The sequence below is a fragment of the Thalassobaculum sp. genome (assembly GCF_040219215.1).
GTDB lineage: Bacteria > Pseudomonadota > Alphaproteobacteria > Thalassobaculales > Thalassobaculaceae > Thalassobaculum_A.
Genome location: NZ_JAVJSX010000043.1, coordinates 24472 through 38039 on the forward strand (window position 1 = coordinate 24472; position 13568 = coordinate 38039).

At 63.8% G+C, this 13568-nt stretch carries 26 protein-coding genes; all 26 read right to left on the reverse strand.

The window, feature by feature from the left end:
- Positions 1–58: 58 nt before the first annotated feature.
- Positions 59–454 carry a 30S ribosomal protein S11 gene (rpsK, locus tag RIC54_RS25105; RefSeq protein WP_350084723.1) on the reverse strand — a complete coding sequence of 132 codons (396 nt, stop codon included), beginning with the start codon at positions 452–454 and terminating at the stop codon, positions 59–61.
- 95 nt (positions 455–549) lie between these two features.
- Positions 550–918 (reverse strand): 30S ribosomal protein S13, encoded by a 369-nt coding sequence (rpsM, locus tag RIC54_RS25110; RefSeq protein WP_350084724.1) that lies wholly within the window; start codon positions 916–918, stop codon positions 550–552.
- 170 nt (positions 919–1088) lie between these two features.
- A complete protein-coding gene (locus RIC54_RS25115; RefSeq protein ID WP_350084725.1) occupies positions 1089–1655 on the reverse strand; it encodes an adenylate kinase in 567 nt (188 codons plus the stop codon).
- Complete coding sequence (secY, locus tag RIC54_RS25120; protein ID WP_350151557.1) at positions 1652–2995, reverse strand: preprotein translocase subunit SecY; 1344 nt, start codon at positions 2993–2995, stop codon at positions 1652–1654. The genes RIC54_RS25115 and secY overlap by 4 nt, the downstream gene beginning before the upstream one ends.
- A gap of 54 nt (positions 2996–3049) precedes the next feature.
- On the reverse strand, positions 3050–3526 hold the full coding sequence (gene rplO, locus RIC54_RS25125) for a 50S ribosomal protein L15 (protein ID WP_350084727.1): 477 nt from the start codon (positions 3524–3526) through the stop codon (positions 3050–3052).
- Between the two features lie 55 nt (positions 3527–3581).
- Complete coding sequence (gene rpmD, locus RIC54_RS25130) at positions 3582–3779, reverse strand: 50S ribosomal protein L30 (RefSeq protein ID WP_350084728.1); 198 nt, start codon at positions 3777–3779, stop codon at positions 3582–3584.
- A gap of 26 nt (positions 3780–3805) precedes the next feature.
- A complete protein-coding gene (gene rpsE, locus RIC54_RS25135; RefSeq protein WP_350084729.1) occupies positions 3806–4381 on the reverse strand; it encodes a 30S ribosomal protein S5 in 576 nt (191 codons plus the stop codon).
- Positions 4382–4393: 12 nt separating this feature from the next.
- Positions 4394–4756: a 50S ribosomal protein L18 gene (gene rplR, locus RIC54_RS25140; RefSeq protein WP_350084730.1), complete on the reverse strand. Its 363-nt coding sequence runs from the start codon at positions 4754–4756 to the stop codon at positions 4394–4396.
- A 12-nt stretch (positions 4757–4768) separates the two neighbouring features.
- On the reverse strand, positions 4769–5302 hold the full coding sequence (rplF, locus tag RIC54_RS25145) for a 50S ribosomal protein L6 (RefSeq protein ID WP_350084731.1): 534 nt from the start codon (positions 5300–5302) through the stop codon (positions 4769–4771).
- 12 nt (positions 5303–5314) lie between these two features.
- Complete coding sequence (rpsH, locus tag RIC54_RS25150) at positions 5315–5713, reverse strand: 30S ribosomal protein S8 (protein WP_350084732.1); 399 nt, start codon at positions 5711–5713, stop codon at positions 5315–5317.
- A 16-nt stretch (positions 5714–5729) separates the two neighbouring features.
- A complete protein-coding gene (gene rpsN, locus RIC54_RS25155; RefSeq protein ID WP_350084733.1) occupies positions 5730–6035 on the reverse strand; it encodes a 30S ribosomal protein S14 in 306 nt (101 codons plus the stop codon).
- A 17-nt stretch (positions 6036–6052) separates the two neighbouring features.
- Entirely contained in the window at positions 6053–6592 is a 540-nt protein-coding gene (rplE, locus tag RIC54_RS25160; RefSeq protein WP_350084734.1) for a 50S ribosomal protein L5, read from the reverse strand.
- Between the two features lie 22 nt (positions 6593–6614).
- Entirely contained in the window at positions 6615–6935 is a 321-nt protein-coding gene (gene rplX / locus RIC54_RS25165; RefSeq protein ID WP_350084735.1) for a 50S ribosomal protein L24, read from the reverse strand.
- Positions 6932–7300 (reverse strand): 50S ribosomal protein L14, encoded by a 369-nt coding sequence (gene rplN, locus RIC54_RS25170; RefSeq protein ID WP_007678316.1) that lies wholly within the window; start codon positions 7298–7300, stop codon positions 6932–6934. Before rplN ends, rplX begins: the two co-directional genes overlap by 4 nt.
- Positions 7301–7323: 23 nt before the next feature.
- The gene (rpsQ, locus tag RIC54_RS25175) at positions 7324–7575 is read right to left on the reverse strand and encodes a 30S ribosomal protein S17 (protein WP_007678318.1); all 252 of its coding nucleotides are present in this window, start codon (positions 7573–7575) and stop codon (positions 7324–7326) included.
- A 30-nt stretch (positions 7576–7605) separates the two neighbouring features.
- Positions 7606–7818, reverse strand: coding sequence for a 50S ribosomal protein L29 (gene rpmC / locus RIC54_RS25180; protein ID WP_007678331.1), 213 nt, complete (start codon positions 7816–7818; stop codon positions 7606–7608).
- 20 nt (positions 7819–7838) lie between these two features.
- Entirely contained in the window at positions 7839–8252 is a 414-nt protein-coding gene (gene rplP / locus RIC54_RS25185; RefSeq protein WP_350151559.1) for a 50S ribosomal protein L16, read from the reverse strand.
- 27 nt (positions 8253–8279) lie between these two features.
- Positions 8280–8963 carry a 30S ribosomal protein S3 gene (rpsC, locus tag RIC54_RS25190; protein ID WP_007678333.1) on the reverse strand — a complete coding sequence of 228 codons (684 nt, stop codon included), beginning with the start codon at positions 8961–8963 and terminating at the stop codon, positions 8280–8282.
- Positions 8963–9343 (reverse strand): 50S ribosomal protein L22, encoded by a 381-nt coding sequence (rplV, locus tag RIC54_RS25195; protein ID WP_350084736.1) that lies wholly within the window; start codon positions 9341–9343, stop codon positions 8963–8965. The genes rpsC and rplV overlap by 1 nt, the downstream gene beginning before the upstream one ends.
- Before the next feature lie 21 nt (positions 9344–9364).
- Positions 9365–9640, reverse strand: a complete 276-nt coding sequence (gene rpsS / locus RIC54_RS25200) for a 30S ribosomal protein S19 (protein WP_007678335.1) — start codon at positions 9638–9640, stop codon at positions 9365–9367.
- Between the two features lie 11 nt (positions 9641–9651).
- The gene (gene rplB / locus RIC54_RS25205) at positions 9652–10476 is read right to left on the reverse strand and encodes a 50S ribosomal protein L2 (RefSeq protein WP_350084737.1); all 825 of its coding nucleotides are present in this window, start codon (positions 10474–10476) and stop codon (positions 9652–9654) included.
- A gap of 4 nt (positions 10477–10480) precedes the next feature.
- Complete coding sequence (locus RIC54_RS25210; RefSeq protein WP_350084738.1) at positions 10481–10810, reverse strand: 50S ribosomal protein L23; 330 nt, start codon at positions 10808–10810, stop codon at positions 10481–10483.
- Positions 10807–11427, reverse strand: coding sequence for a 50S ribosomal protein L4 (gene rplD / locus RIC54_RS25215; RefSeq protein WP_007678342.1), 621 nt, complete (start codon positions 11425–11427; stop codon positions 10807–10809). Before rplD ends, RIC54_RS25210 begins: the two co-directional genes overlap by 4 nt.
- Positions 11428–11431: 4 nt before the next feature.
- Entirely contained in the window at positions 11432–12181 is a 750-nt protein-coding gene (rplC, locus tag RIC54_RS25220) for a 50S ribosomal protein L3 (RefSeq protein WP_350084739.1), read from the reverse strand.
- A gap of 12 nt (positions 12182–12193) precedes the next feature.
- A complete protein-coding gene (rpsJ, locus tag RIC54_RS25225; protein WP_007678347.1) occupies positions 12194–12502 on the reverse strand; it encodes a 30S ribosomal protein S10 in 309 nt (102 codons plus the stop codon).
- Between the two features lie 75 nt (positions 12503–12577).
- Positions 12578–13568 (reverse strand): elongation factor Tu (gene tuf / locus RIC54_RS25230; protein WP_350151561.1); only part of this gene is annotated, 991 nt, incomplete at its 5' end.

Genomic DNA, 13568 nt, shown 5'->3' on the forward strand with positions numbered 1-13568 from the left:
AGACCGGTCGGCGGGGCCAAGTACAGAAATCGGGGACCGGTGCCCCCGATAAACCACGTTAGACCCGGCGACGCTTGCGCGGCCGGCATCCATTGTGCGGGATCGGCGTGACATCGCGGATTGACGTCACGTGAAAACCGACGGCCTGCAGCGCGCGAAGAGCCGATTCACGTCCCGAACCCGGGCCGGACACCTCAACCTCAAGGGTCTTCATGCCGTGCTCGGTCGCCTTGCGGCCGGCATCCTCAGCAGCCACCTGGGCAGCGTAAGGAGTCGACTTGCGCGAGCCCTTGAATCCCATCGTGCCAGCCGAGGACCATGAAATGGCATTGCCCTGGGCGTCGGTGATGGTGATCATGGTGTTGTTGAACGACGCCATCACATGCGCGACGCCCGAAGTGATGTTCTTTTTCTCGCGACGGCGCAGGCGGGCCTGGGTCGGTTGCTTCGCCATAGTCTCGTTCCTCTTCGAACACCCACCAGCTTGAAGCGCCGTGGGCCATGGTCCTCAGGAATGACGGCCCGGCGGGCCGCCAACCTCAGGCCGAATTACTTCTTCTTACCGGCAATCGCCTTCGCCGGACCCTTGCGGGTACGAGCGTTGGTGTGCGTCCGCTGGCCGCGCACCGGCAGGCCCTTACGATGGCGTAGGCCCCGATAGCAGCCGAGATCCATGAGCCGCTTGATGCTCATCGCGGTCTGCCTGCGCAGGTCGCCCTCAACCACCAGATCGGCGTCGATCGACTCGCGCAGCCGGGACAGCTCGTCCTCGGTCAGTTCGTGCACCCGCCGCTCCGCCGGAACACCGACGGCGCTGCAGATCCGGCTGGCCGTCGTACGGCCGATACCGTGAATGTAAGTCAAAGCGATCACGACGCGTTTTTGCGTCGGAATATTCACGCCAGATATGCGCGCCACGCCGTCTCTCCTCGTGCTTTACTCGAACCGCCGCACGCCGAACGCGGACCCATGCGAAAGGCTCATAGCCCGTCGCACCAGCCCGCGCACCACACCCACTGATCCAAGGGCGCGGATTATAGGCAACGTCGGTCCCAAGTCAACAGAACCGCTTCATATTCCATGCGTCATCAGGCCGCGCCGACGATGCCCTTAACCAGGCCCGTCACCACGTCCATCGACGCCATTCCATCAATCGTCTTCAGCGCGCCTTTCGCCCGGTAGTGCGGGACGATCGGGGCCGTCTGACGACGGTAAACATCCAGGCGCTTGCGCAACGTCTCTTCGTTGTCGTCGCTGCGCCCCTCTTCGGCTGCGCGCTTCAGAATGCGCGCGACCATCGCGTCTTCGTCGACCTGGAACTCGATCACGTGATCGATGGCCAGGCCCTTCTCCTCAAGCATCAGGTCCAGCGCCTCAGCCTGTGCGACCGTCCGCGGGAAGCCATCCAGGATGAACCCGCTGCGGCAATCCGGCTGGTCGACCCGCTCCGAGATCATCCGGACCATGACCGAGTCGGGAACCAGCTCGCCCGCATCCATGATCCGCTTGGCTTCTCGCCCGAGATCGGAGCCGGACGCAACCGCTTCGCGCAGCATGTCGCCGGTCGAGAGCTGCTTGATGCCATAGGTCTCTTCCAGACGTTTGGCTTGCGTTCCCTTACCCGCCCCCGGCGGCCCGAGAAGAATCAAGTTCATCCACGCCTCCCCCGAATCTTTGATTTCTTGATCAGCCCTTCGTACTGATGCGCGAGGAGGTGCGACTGGACCTGGGTGACCGTGTCCATTGTAACGGTGACGACGATCAGCAGGCTGGTACCGCCGAAATAGAACGGTACGGAGTACTGGCTGATCAGGATCTCCGTCAAAATGCACACCGCTGCCAGATACCCGGCACCAACCACCGTCAAACGGGTGAGCACGAAGTCGAGGTAGTCCGCGGTGTTCTTGCCCGGCCGGATGCCCGGCACGAAACCACCATACTTGCGCAGGTTCTCCGCCGTCTCCTGCGGATTGAACACGATCGCGGTGTAGAAGAACGCGAAGAACACGATCAACCCGACATACAGCGCCACGTACAGCGGCTGGCCGTGACCAAGCAGCGACGTCACCGTGCCCAGCCACTCCGGCCCCGAGCCGGCCGACATCTGCGCCACGGTAATCGGCATCAGCAGCAGCGAGCTGGCGAAGATCGGCGGGATGACGCCCGAGACATTGAGCTTCAGCGGCAGGTGGGAACTCTCGCCGCCGAACATCCGATTGCCGACCTGGCGCTTCGGGTACTGGACCAGGATCCGGCGCTGGGACCGCTCCACGAAACAGATGAACGCGATCACCGCCACCGCCATCACCAGCAGCAACAGGATGAACAGCGTCGACAGCGCGCCGGTGCGTCCAAGCTCAAGCGTTCCGGCCAAGGCCTGCGGCAGGTTCGCGACAATGCCTGAGAAGATGATCAGGGAGATGCCGTTGCCGACTCCGCGCGCGGTGATCTGCTCGCCGAGCCACATCAGGAAGATCGTGCCGCCGACCAGGGTAATGACCGTGGTGGCCCGGAAGAACATCCCCGGGTCCATCACCGCGGTGCCATTCGCGCCAGGCAGGCTCTCCATGCCCGTCGCGATCCCGTAGGCCTGCACCGCGGCCAGCAGCACCGTCAGGTAGCGGGTGTACTGGTTGATCTTCTTGCGCCCGACCTCGCCCTCCTTCTTGAGGGCCTCGAGGTTCGGGCTGACCGCCGTCATCAGCTGCATGATGATGGCGGCCGAGATGTAAGGCATGATGTTCAGCGCAAGGATCGACATCCGGCCCAGCGCACCGCCGGAGAACATGTCGAACATGCCGATGATCCCGCCGGCGTTCTGGCGGAAGATTTCCTTCAGCGCGACCGGGTCGATGCCCGGCAAAGGGATGTATGTCCCCAGGCGGTAAACCACCAGGGCCAGCAAGGTGAACCAGATACGCTTCTTCAGCTCGGTTGCCTTACCGAAGGCTCCGAAATTCATTTGGGAGGCGAGCTGGTCGGCGCTGGAGGCCATTGCTTGATCCTAGTTCCGGTGGCGCGTTCGCCCGGGATCAACCCGGGCGCCCGATCAGGACTCGACCGCCGCTCCAGCCGGCAACACAACACTGCCGCCCGCCTTCTCGACCGCCTCGACCGCCGCCTTCGAGGCGCCGGCCACATGGATCTCTATCTTGGACGTCAGGTCGCCCTTGCCAAGCAGTCGAACGCCGTCCTTGGCATCCCGTACGATCCCGGCCGCCACCAGCACCGCCGCGTCGATCGTCTTGCCGGCGTCGATCTTGCCGGATTCGATCGCCGCCTGCAGGCGCCCGAGGTTCAGGACCCCGTACTGCTTGCGGAAAATGTTGGTGAAGCCGCGCTTCGGCAGGCGACGGTACAGCGGCATCTGACCGCCTTCAAAACCGTTCACCGCCACACCGCTGCGCGCCTTCTGACCCTTGTGACCCTTGCCACTGGTCTTGCCGGTGCCCGAACCGGTGCCACGCCCGATCCGCTTGCGGGGCCGCGTCGCGCCCGGATTGTCGGCCAATTCATTCAGTCGCATCGCATCAGTCCTCAGCCTGCCGCGCCGGATATCCGGCGCGCGTCATCTACAGTGTTCAGCCCTTGTCCACTACCTGGACGAGGTGCTTCACCTTGTCGATCATGCCCCGCACCGCCGGCGTATCCTCCAGCGTCTTCGTGCGGTTCAACTTGCCCAATCCGAGACCGACCAGCGTACCCTGCTGGTCTTTCTTGCGGCCCAGGCCGCTGCGGATCTGCTGCACCGTAACGGTGCCCTTGCTGCTGTCAGCCATAGTCAGTCTCCGTCCGCTCGACGACCTTACTCGGTCGCGGCCGCATCGGCTGCGTCACCTTGCGCCGACCGCCCGAAAATCTCCGCGACCTTCTTGCCGCGCTTGCCAGCGATCGCACGCGGCGACTGCACGTTGGTCAGCGCGTCGAATGTGGCCTTGATCATGTTGTGCGGGTTGGAGGTCCCGAGGGACTTCGCCACCACGTCGTGCACGCCCAACGCCTCGAAGATCGCCCGCATCGGACCGCCGGCGATGATGCCGGTACCAGCCGTCGCCGCGCGCAACGTCACCTTGCCGGCGCCGAAGCGGCCGTTGATGTCGTGGTGCAGCGTCCGGCCCTCGCGCAACGGCACACGAATCATCGTGCGCTTGGCCTGTTCAGTCGCCTTGCGGATCGCTTCCGGCACTTCGCGTGCCTTCCCCGAGCCATGCCCAACCCGGCCGCGCTGGTCGCCAACGATGACGATTGCGGCAAAGCCGAACCGCCGACCGCCTTTCACCACCTTGGCGACACGATTGATCCCGACCAGCTTCTCGATCAGATCGGAATCTTCGCGGTTGCGGTCCTGCTTGTTGCGGTCCTGCCTGTCCGTACGTGCCATCACTCGGCCCCTTTAGAACTTCAGTCCAGCTTCACGGGCAGCGTCGGCCAGGGCCTTCACACGTCCGTGAAAAATGTAGCCGCCGCGATCGAAGACGACCTCTTCGAGTCCAGCTGCCTTGGCTCGCTCGGCGACCAGCTTGCCGACCTCAACGGCCGCGGCCTTATCCGCGCCGGTTTTGATCCGCGCCTTCAGGTCCTTGTCGAGCGAACTCGCCGCCACCAGCGTGCGGCCGCCGGCATCATCGATCACCTGCGCATAGATATGCTTGGACGACCGGAACACCGACAACCGAGGCCGCCCGTTTGCCTTCTGGCGGATCTGCGCGCGAGCGCGCATCTGACGACGCTTAAAAAGATCTTTCGAGGAGAGCATGTCCCCTACTCCTTACTTCTTCTTACCTTCCTTACGCAGGACGGTCTCGGTGGCGTACTTTACGCCCTTGCCCTTGAACGGCTCCGGCGGACGGAAGGCACGGATCTCCGCAGCAATCTGACCGACGCGCTGCTTGTCGGAACCGCTGATCTCGATGGCCGTCGGACGCTCGCACTTCATCGAGATGCCCTCGGGGATTGGATAGCGGACCGGATGGCTGAAGCCAAGCGACAGCACCAGGTCCGAACCCTCGACGGCGGCACGATAGCCGACGCCGTTGATCTCAAGGTTCACGGTGAAGCCCGTGGAAACGCCGGTCACCAGATTGCTGACCAGCGCCCGCGTGGTGCCCCACATCGCGCGCGCCTTCTGAGTCTCCCGAGCGGGACGGACGGACACGACATTGTCCGCGACCGTCACCTCCACGTCGGACGTGATCCGCGCTGACAACGTGCCCAGCTTGCCTTTCGCCGTCACAGTGTCGTTCGCAACCTCGACCGTCACGTTGGCCGGGATCGCGACGGGATGTTTACCTACCCGCGACATCATCGTCTCCGATCAGAATACCTGGCAGAGGACTTCGCCACCGACATTGGCAGCGCGCGCCTCGTTGTCCGACATCACACCGCGCGGCGTCGAAAGAATCGCGATTCCGAGGCCGTTATAGACCCGCGGCAGATCTTTGATCTTCGAATACACCCGGCGTCCCGGCCGCGATACCCGCTTGATCTCGCGGATAACCGGCTCGCCTTCCTGGTACTTCAGCTCGATGGACACCTCGTTCACGCCCGGGCGGGTTTCGCCGGTCGAGAAACCACGGATGAACCCTTCGCGCCGCAGAACCTCAAGCACATTGGAACGCAACTTCGAGGCTGGGCTGCTTACGACCTGCTTGCGAGCGCTCTGCCCGTTGCGGATCCGAGTCAGCATGTCCCCGAGAGGATCGCTCATCGCCATGGACCGTCCTCCTTCCTTACCAGCTCGACTTGACCACACCCGGGATCAACCCGGTGGAGCCGAGGTCGCGCAACGCAATGCGCGAAATCTTGAACTTGCGGTAGACACCGCGCGGACGTCCGGTCAACTCACAGCGGTTGCGGACGCGGATCTTGGCACCGTTACGCGGCATCTGAGCCAGCGTCACCGTCGCCAGGAAGCGTTCCTCGATCGGGACCGACTTGTCCGTCGCGATCGCCTTCAGACGCGCCCGCTTCGCCGCATGTTGCGCGACCAGCTTGGCCCGGCGGTTGTTCTTCTCGATTGAGCTCTTCTTCGCCATTCCGTCCTCCGGCCCCGTCAGTTGACGAACGGGAACTGGAAGCGCTTGAGCAGTTCGCGCGCCTCGTCGTCCGTCTTCGCCGTGGTGACCACGATGATGTCCATGCCCCGAACGCTGTCGACCTTGTCGTAGTCGATTTCCGGGAACACGATCTGTTCCTTAACGCCCATCGAGAAGTTCCCGCGGCCGTCGAAGCTCTTGGGATTCAAGCCGCGGAAGTCGCGAACCCGCGGCAGGGCGATGTTCACCAGCCGATCCAGGAACTCGAACATCCGGTCACGCCGCAGTGTGACCTTCACACCGATCGGCATGCCCTCGCGCAGCTTGAAACCGGCGATCGACTTCTTCGCCCGGGTGACGACCGGCTTCTGGCCGGCAATCCGGGTGATCTCGTCCACCGCGATGTTGATCTTCTTCGAATCCGAAGCCGCCTCGCCGACACCCATATTGATGACGATCTTCTCAAGGCGCGGAACCTCAAGGAGGTTCTTGTAGCCGAACTGAGCCATCAGTTCCGGCCGGATGGCCTCGTTGTATACTGCCTGCAGTCGAACCATTGTCCGTTCTCCGTCTCTCGGATCAGGCGTCGATGACTTCGCCGGAGCGCTTAGCAACGCGCACCTTGCGACCGTCATCGAGAACCTTGAAACCGACCCGAGTCGGCTCGCCCGTCTTGGGATCCGCGAGCATCACATTCGACAGGTGCATCGCAGCTTCGCGCTCGATGATCCCACCGGCCTGAGTCTGCGAAGCCCGCGTGTGACGCTTGATCATGTTCACGCCCTGGACGACCACCCGGTCCTCCTTCGGCAGAACGCTCAAGACCTCACCGGTCTTACCCTTGTCGCGGCCGGTGGTCACAACCACACGATCGCCCTTCTTGACGCGCGCGGCCATCACAACACCTCCGGAGCCAGCGAGATGATCTTCATGAACTTCTTGGCCCGCAGCTCACGCGTCACGGGGCCGAAGATACGGGTACCGATCGGCTCGCCCTGCTTGTTGATCAGCACGGCGGCATTCCGATCGAAACGGATCGCAGAACCATCCTGGCGGCGCAGTTCCTTGGCGGTGCGGACGATGACGGCGCGATGCACGTCACCCTTCTTCACGCGGCCCCGCGGGATGGCTTCCTTGACCGAAACGACGATCACGTCGCCGATCGAGGCCACCTTGCGCTTGGATCCGCCGAGCACCTTGATGCACTGCACCCTCCGCGCGCCGGAATTGTCGGCAACCTCGAGGTTCGTCTGCATCTGGATCATAGTCTTAGTCTCCTAAATCCGGCTCACGCGTTGTCGGCCGCCGAGTCCTCATAGAGGACCTCGAAGCGCTTGGACTTCGAAACCGGCCGGCACTCGCGCACCCGGACCATGTCACCCTGCTTGAAGCGGTTCTCGGGGTCGTGGGCCGCGAGCTTCTTCGTGCGGGTAATGAACTTCTTGTACAGCGGGTGCATGACCCGCCGCTGGACGGTTACGACCACGGTCTTATCAGCCTTATCGCTGACGACGGTGCCCTGTAGAACTCGCCTCGGCATCGCTTTCTCCTAACCCCTCGTCCGTCCGCGTCAGGCCGCGGCTTCGGCGCGCTTCTTCTCGCCCATGATGGTCTTCACCTTGGCGATCTCGCGCCGCACCTGCCGCATGCGGTCGGTGTTCTCCAGCTGACCGTTCGCCTTCTGGAAGCGAAGGTTGAAATGCTCGCGGCGCAGCTGCAGCAGCTGCTCCTTAAGCAGGTCCGGCGTCTTGGTGCGCAGGTCCTGGGCTACTTTGTTCGCCATCACTCGATCCTCCAGACCGCTCACTCGCCGAGACGAACCACGAACCGGGTGTCGACCGGCGGCTTCATGGGGGCCAGGCGGAACGCCTCCTCCGACAGGTCGCGCGGGACACCGTCCAGTTCGAACATGATCCGACCCGGCTTCACCCGGCACACCCAGAACTCGGGAGCGCCCTTACCCTTACCCATCCGGACTTCGGCGGGCTTCGACGACACCGGCACGTCCGGGAAGATCCGGATCCACACCCGACCGACGCGGCGAATGTGACGGGTGATCGCCCGCCGAGCCGCCTCGATCTGTCGCGCGGTCACCCGCGCCGGCGTGGTCGCCTTCAATCCATAGGCGCCGAAGTTCAGCGCCGTCCCGCCCTTGGCCAAGCCATGGATACGGCCCTTGTGCGCCTTACGAAACTTGGTGCGCTTCGGGGACAGCATGTCTTAGTCTCCTCTCGCTCCGGTCGCTCAGCGCTGACCGCCGGGCTGTTGCTCGGCCAGTCGCTTGTCCTGCGCCATCGGGTCGTGCGCCATGATTTCACCCTTGAACACCCAGACTTTCACGCCGCAGGTGCCGTAGGTGGTGAATGCCGTCGCGTCGCCGTAGTCGATGTCCGCGCGCAGCGTGTGCAACGGCACCCGCCCTTCGCGATACCATTCGGTCCGCGCGATCTCGGCGCCGCCCAAACGACCGCCGCAGGTAATGCGGATGCCCTGGGCGCCGAGGCGCATGGCCGACTGGACCGCGCGCTTCATCGCGCGCCGGAACGCAACCCGACGCTCCAGCTGCTGCGCGATGTTCTCAGCCACCAGCTTCGCATCGATCTCCGGCTTGCGGATCTCGACGATGTTCAAGGCAACGTCGGTTCGGGTCATCTGGGAGAGCTCCTGACGAAGCTTCTCGATGTCCGCACCCTTCTTGCCGATGATCACGCCCGGCCGAGCCGTGTAGATCGTGATCCGGGCCCGCTTCGCCGGACGCTCGATGACGATCCGGCTGACGCCAGCCTGCCGCAACCGCTTCTGCAGGAACTTCCGCAGCACCAGGTCCTCATGAAGAAGAGCGGCGTAGCCCTTCGACGCGAACCAGCGCGAATCCCACGTGCGGTTGATGCCGAGCCGCAGCCCGATCGGATTGACTTTATGACCCATCAGCCCTGCTCCTCGCGCTCACGCACCACCACGGTGAGGTGCGAGAACGGCTTTTCGATCTTGCCGACCCGACCGCGAGCCCGTGGGCGGAAACGCTTCATCCGCATGCTCTTGCCGACATACGCTTCCTTCACATAGAGGCGGTCGACGTCGAGCTGGTGGTTGTTCTCGGCATTCGCGATCGCCGACTCCAGCGCCTTCTTCACAGCCCCGGCGATCCGGCGCTTGGAAAACGTCAGCGACGAAATCGCCTTTGCCGCGTCGAGCCCACGAATGGTCTCGGCAACCACGTTCAACTTCTGTGCACTGACCCGAAGATTGTGGACGATGGCCTGCGCCTCGTTATCGTCCAACTTCCGGGCGGCTGACTGCTTACCCATAAGCCTGCTCCCTCACCGCGCTCAGCGCCGCGCCTTCTTGTCGGCCGCGTGCCCGTAATAGGTGCGCGTCGGCGAGAACTCGCCAAACTTGTGGCCGACCATGTTCTCGGTCACCAGCACCGGGATGAACTTCTGGCCGTTGTGCACGCCGAAGGTCAGGCCGACGAACTGCGGCATGATCGTCGAGCGACGCGCCCAGATCTTGATAACCTCGTTGCGCCCGGACGCGCGGGAGGTGTCGGCCTTCTTGAGAAGGTAACCGTCGACGAACGGTCCCTTCCATACGGATCGAGCCACCGTCGTTCTCCTTACTTCTTCCGGCGCCGCACAATGAGACGATCGCTCGCCTTATTGTTACGCGTCTTCTTGCCCTTGGTCGGCTTGCCCCACGGCGTCACCGGATGGCGACCACCAGAGGTCCGGCCTTCGCCACCACCGTGCGGGTGATCAACCGGGTTCATGGCGACGCCACGAACCGCCGGGCGCTTGCCCAGCCACCGATTGCGGCCGGCCTTGCCGAGATTGATGTTCTGCTGGTCCGGGTTCGACACCGCACCGATGGTCGCCATGCACTCGCTGCGCACCATCCGCACTTCGCCGGAAGCGAGGCGCAGCAGGGCATACCCGGCATCGCGGCCGACGATCTGCACGTAGGTTCCCGCCGAGCGCGACAGCTGGCCGCCCTTGCCCGCCTTCAGCTCGACGTTGTGAACGATCGTGCCGATCGGAATGCTGCGCAGCGGCATCGCATTGCCCGGCTTCACGTCCGTCTTCTCGCCGGCGATCACCTTGTCGCCAACCGCCAGGCGCTGCGGCGCCAGGATGTAGACCTGCTCGCCGTCCTCGTACGAGATCAGCGCGATGAACGCGGTCCGGTTCGGGTCGTACTCCAGGCGCTCGACCGTGCCGACCATGTCGAACTTGCGGCGCTTGAAGTCGATGATCCGATAACGCTGCTTGTGACCACCACCACGACGGCGCGCGGTGATGCGGCCGGTGTTGTTGCGGCCCGCAGTCTTGGTCAGACCTTCGGTCAGGCTCTTGACCGGCTTGCCCTTCCACAGCTCCGAGCGATCAACGATCACGAGCTGACGCTGGGAGGGCGTCGTCGGGTTATAGGATTTCAACGCCATGGCGTCAGACTCCCGCCACTAGGTCGATCGACTGGCCTTCGGCCAACGTCACGACGGCCTTCTTGTAGTCGGACCGGCGACCGGGACGGCCGCGGAAACGCTTGGTCTTGCCCTTGACGCGGAGGGTGTTCACCGCCTCGACCTTGACCTCGAACAAACGCTCGACTGCAAGCTTGATCTCCGGCTTCGAAGCATCCAGCGGCACCTTGAAGGTGACCTGGCTGAACTCCGAGCCGCGGGTCGACTTCTCGGTGACGATCGGCGCACGGATGAGCTCAAACGCCCGCTCCGAGCTCACCGTCGTCGGCTTCGACTTGTAGGGTCGGATGCTCATTTCAGCCGCGCCTCCAGATGCTCGACGGCACCGCGGGTCAAGACCAGCGTCTCGCGCCGCAGGATGTCGTAGACGTTCGCGCCCTGTTGAGGCAGCACGTCTACCCTCGGGATGTTCCGGGCCGCCCGGGCAAAGCCTTCGTTCAGCTCGGGACCGTCGATCACCAGGACCGACTGCCAACCCAGCTTCTCGAACTTCGCTGCCAGCAGCTTCGTCTTCGCTTCGTCGGTCGACGCCGCATCCAGCACAATCAACTGACCGGACTTCAGCTTGGCCGACAGCGCGCACTTCAGACCAAGCTTGCGGACCTTCTTGGGAAGATCGTGGGCGTGGCTGCGCACCACCGGACCATGAACGGTCTGGCCGCCGCGGAACTGGGTTGCGCGGATCGAGCCCTGACGAGCGCGACCGGTGCCCTTCTGACGGAACGGCTTCTTGGTCGTGCCGCTGATCTCCGAGATGCTCTTGGTCTTGTGATTACCGGAGCGCCGCTTAGCGAGCTGCCAGTTCACGACCCGAGCCAGGATGTCGCGGCGCGGATCCAGACCGAAGATCGAATCATCGAGATCGATCTCGCCGGTCTTCTCCGCATCGAGGTTGGTGACCTCCAGCTTCATGGCCTCAGTCCTTCTGCTCCGACTCGCCCACCGGCGAGTCGGCCGGGGCGTCTTCAACTGCCGCCGTCTGTTCCGTGGCCGCTGCTTTGATAGCGGCCGGGAACGGCACGCCTTCCGGCAACTTCGCCTTCACGGCATCGCTCAACAGCACCCAACCACCGTCCGAACCCGGCACCGCGCCGCGAACCAGGATCAGGCCGCGCTCGGCGTCGGTCGACACGATCACCAGGTTCTGGGTGGTGACGCGAACGTCGCCCATGTGTCCGGCCATCTTCTTGCCCTTCCACACCCGGCCCGGATCCTGGTTGTTACCAGTCGAGCCGTGGCTGCGGTGGGACAGCGACACACCATGGCTGGCCCGCAGGCCGGCGAAGTTGTGCCGCTTCATCGCGCCGGCGAAGCCCTTACCGATCGAGGTCCCCGTGACGTCGACCTTCTGGCCAGCGACGAAATGCTCAACGGACAGCTCGGCCCCGACATCCAGCAACGCGTCTTCCGAGACCCGAAACTCCACCAGCTTGCGCTTCGGCTCGACGCCCGCCTTGGCGAAGTGGCCGCGCATCGGCTTGGTGGTGTGCTTCGGCTTCCGCACGCCCACACCCAGCTGAACCGCGGTGTAGCCGTCCTTGTCCTGGGTGCGGACGGAGACGACCTGACAGCCGTCGACCTTCAGCACCGTAACCGGTACGTGCGTGCCCTCGTCGGTAAAGACGCGGGTCATGCCGACCTTCTGAGCGATCATTCCGGAACGCATGCCCGATCCCCCTTAGAGCTTAATCTCGACGTCGACGCCGGACGCCAAGTCGAGCTTCATCAAGGCATCGACCGTCTGCGGCGTCGGATCGACGATGTCGAGCACCCGCTTGTGCGTGCGAACCTCGAACTGCTCGCGGCTCTTCTTGTCGATGTGCGGACCCCGCAGCACCGTGAACCGCTCGATCCGTGTCGGCAACGGGATCGGCCCCCGAACCCGGGCACCGGTACGCTTGGCCGTGTTCACGATCTCCCCGGTCGACTGATCGAGGACCCGGTGATCGAACGCCTTCAGGCGGATGCGGATATTCTGACTGTCCATCGTCTCAATCCCACGCTCTCTGAGGAGCGAAAAAGTGCCCCCGCCGACCGTTTGGCCAGCGGGGCCGTTTCATCTTCACTCGACGATCTTTGCGACGACACCGGCACCGACGGTGCGGCCGCCTTCGCGGATCGCGAAGCGCAGGCCTTCGTCCATCGCGATCGGCGCGATCAGTTCCACGTCCATCGACACGTTGTCGCCCGGCATCACCATCTCGGTGCCTTCCGGAAGCGCAACCGTCCCCGTCACGTCCGTCGTGCGGAAGTAGAACTGCGGACGGTAGTTCGTGAAGAACGGCGTGTGACGACCGCCTTCTTCCTTCGTCAGGATGTAAGCCTCGGCCTTGAACTTGGTGTGCGGCTTGATCGCGCCCGGCTTCGACAGAACCTGGCCGCGCTCGACGTCCTCGCGCTTCGTGCCGCGCAGCAGGACACCGACGTTGTCACCGGCCTCGCCCTGATCCAGCAGCTTGCGGAACATCTCAACGCCCGTGCAGATCGTCTTCGTGGTGTCGCGGATGCCGACGATCTCGACTTCCTCGCCAACCTTCACGATCCCACGCTCAATCCGACCCGTCACAACCGTGCCACGGCCCGAGATCGAGAACACGTCCTCGATCGGCATCAGGAACGGCTGGTCCTTCGGACGGTGCGGCGTCGGAATGTAGGAGTCGACCGCCTCCATCAGCTTCAGGACTGCGTCGTGGCCGATCGTCGCGTTGCTGTCTTCCATCGCCGCAAGCGCCGAGCCCTTGACGATCGGAATGTCGTCGCCAGGGAAGTCGTACGACGACAGCAACTCGCGAACCTCGAGCTCGACCAGCTCCAGAAGCTCCTCGTCGTCGACCTGGTCGACCTTGTTCATGAACACGACAAGCGCCGGAACGCCAACCTGGCGCGCCAGCAGAATGTGCTCGCGGGTCTGAGGCATCGGGCCGTCAGCCGCCGAAACAACCAGGATCGCGCCGTCCATCTGCGCCGCACCCGTGATCATGTTCTTCACGTAGTCGGCGTGGCCAGGGCAATCGACGTGCGCGTAGTGACGCGCTTCCGTCTGGTACTCAACG

Coding starts and splice junctions, on each gene's coding strand:
- rplR (WP_350084730.1), bottom strand. CDS start 4,756: ATGCTCTCCTCGAAAGATCTTTTTAAGCGTCGTCAGATGCGCGCTCGC.
- rpmC (WP_007678331.1), bottom strand. CDS start 7,818: ATGGCGAACAAAGTAGCCCAGGACCTGCGCACCAAGACGCCGGACCTG.
- rplN (WP_007678316.1), bottom strand. CDS start 7,300: ATGATCCAGATGCAGACGAACCTCGAGGTTGCCGACAATTCCGGCGCG.
- rpmD (WP_350084728.1), bottom strand. CDS start 3,779: ATGGCTGACAGCAGCAAGGGCACCGTTACGGTGCAGCAGATCCGCAGC.
- rplB (WP_350084737.1), bottom strand. CDS start 10,476: ATGGCGTTGAAATCCTATAACCCGACGACGCCCTCCCAGCGTCAGCTC.
- rpsC (WP_007678333.1), bottom strand. CDS start 8,963: ATGGGTCATAAAGTCAATCCGATCGGGCTGCGGCTCGGCATCAACCGC.
- rplD (WP_007678342.1), bottom strand. CDS start 11,427: ATGAAGCTGGAGGTCACCAACCTCGATGCGGAGAAGACCGGCGAGATC.
- rpsN (WP_350084733.1), bottom strand. CDS start 6,035: ATGGCGAAGAAGAGCTCAATCGAGAAGAACAACCGCCGGGCCAAGCTG.
- rplF (WP_350084731.1), bottom strand. CDS start 5,302: ATGTCGCGGGTAGGTAAACATCCCGTCGCGATCCCGGCCAACGTGACG.
- rplP (WP_350151559.1), bottom strand. CDS start 8,252: ATGCTGTCCCCGAAGCGCACCAAGTTTCGTAAGGCGCACAAGGGCCGT.
- RIC54_RS25210 (WP_350084738.1), bottom strand. CDS start 10,810: ATGAGCATCCGACCCTACAAGTCGAAGCCGACGACGGTGAGCTCGGAG.
- RIC54_RS25115 (WP_350084725.1), bottom strand. CDS start 1,655: ATGAACTTGATTCTTCTCGGGCCGCCGGGGGCGGGTAAGGGAACGCAA.
- rpsQ (WP_007678318.1), bottom strand. CDS start 7,575: ATGCCGAGGCGAGTTCTACAGGGCACCGTCGTCAGCGATAAGGCTGAT.
- rplC (WP_350084739.1), bottom strand. CDS start 12,181: ATGCGTTCCGGAATGATCGCTCAGAAGGTCGGCATGACCCGCGTCTTT.
- rpsE (WP_350084729.1), bottom strand. CDS start 4,381: ATGGCACGTACGGACAGGCAGGACCGCAACAAGCAGGACCGCAACCGC.
- rpsH (WP_350084732.1), bottom strand. CDS start 5,713: ATGGCGATGAGCGATCCTCTCGGGGACATGCTGACTCGGATCCGCAAC.
- secY (WP_350151557.1), bottom strand. CDS start 2,995: ATGGCCTCCAGCGCCGACCAGCTCGCCTCCCAAATGAATTTCGGAGCC.
- rplE (WP_350084734.1), bottom strand. CDS start 6,592: ATGGTTCGACTGCAGGCAGTATACAACGAGGCCATCCGGCCGGAACTG.
- rplO (WP_350084727.1), bottom strand. CDS start 3,526: ATGCGACTGAATGAATTGGCCGACAATCCGGGCGCGACGCGGCCCCGC.
- rplV (WP_350084736.1), bottom strand. CDS start 9,343: ATGGGTAAGCAGTCAGCCGCCCGGAAGTTGGACGATAACGAGGCGCAG.
- rpsJ (WP_007678347.1), bottom strand. CDS start 12,502: ATGGACAGTCAGAATATCCGCATCCGCCTGAAGGCGTTCGATCACCGG.
- rpsK (WP_350084723.1), bottom strand. CDS start 454: ATGGCGAAGCAACCGACCCAGGCCCGCCTGCGCCGTCGCGAGAAAAAG.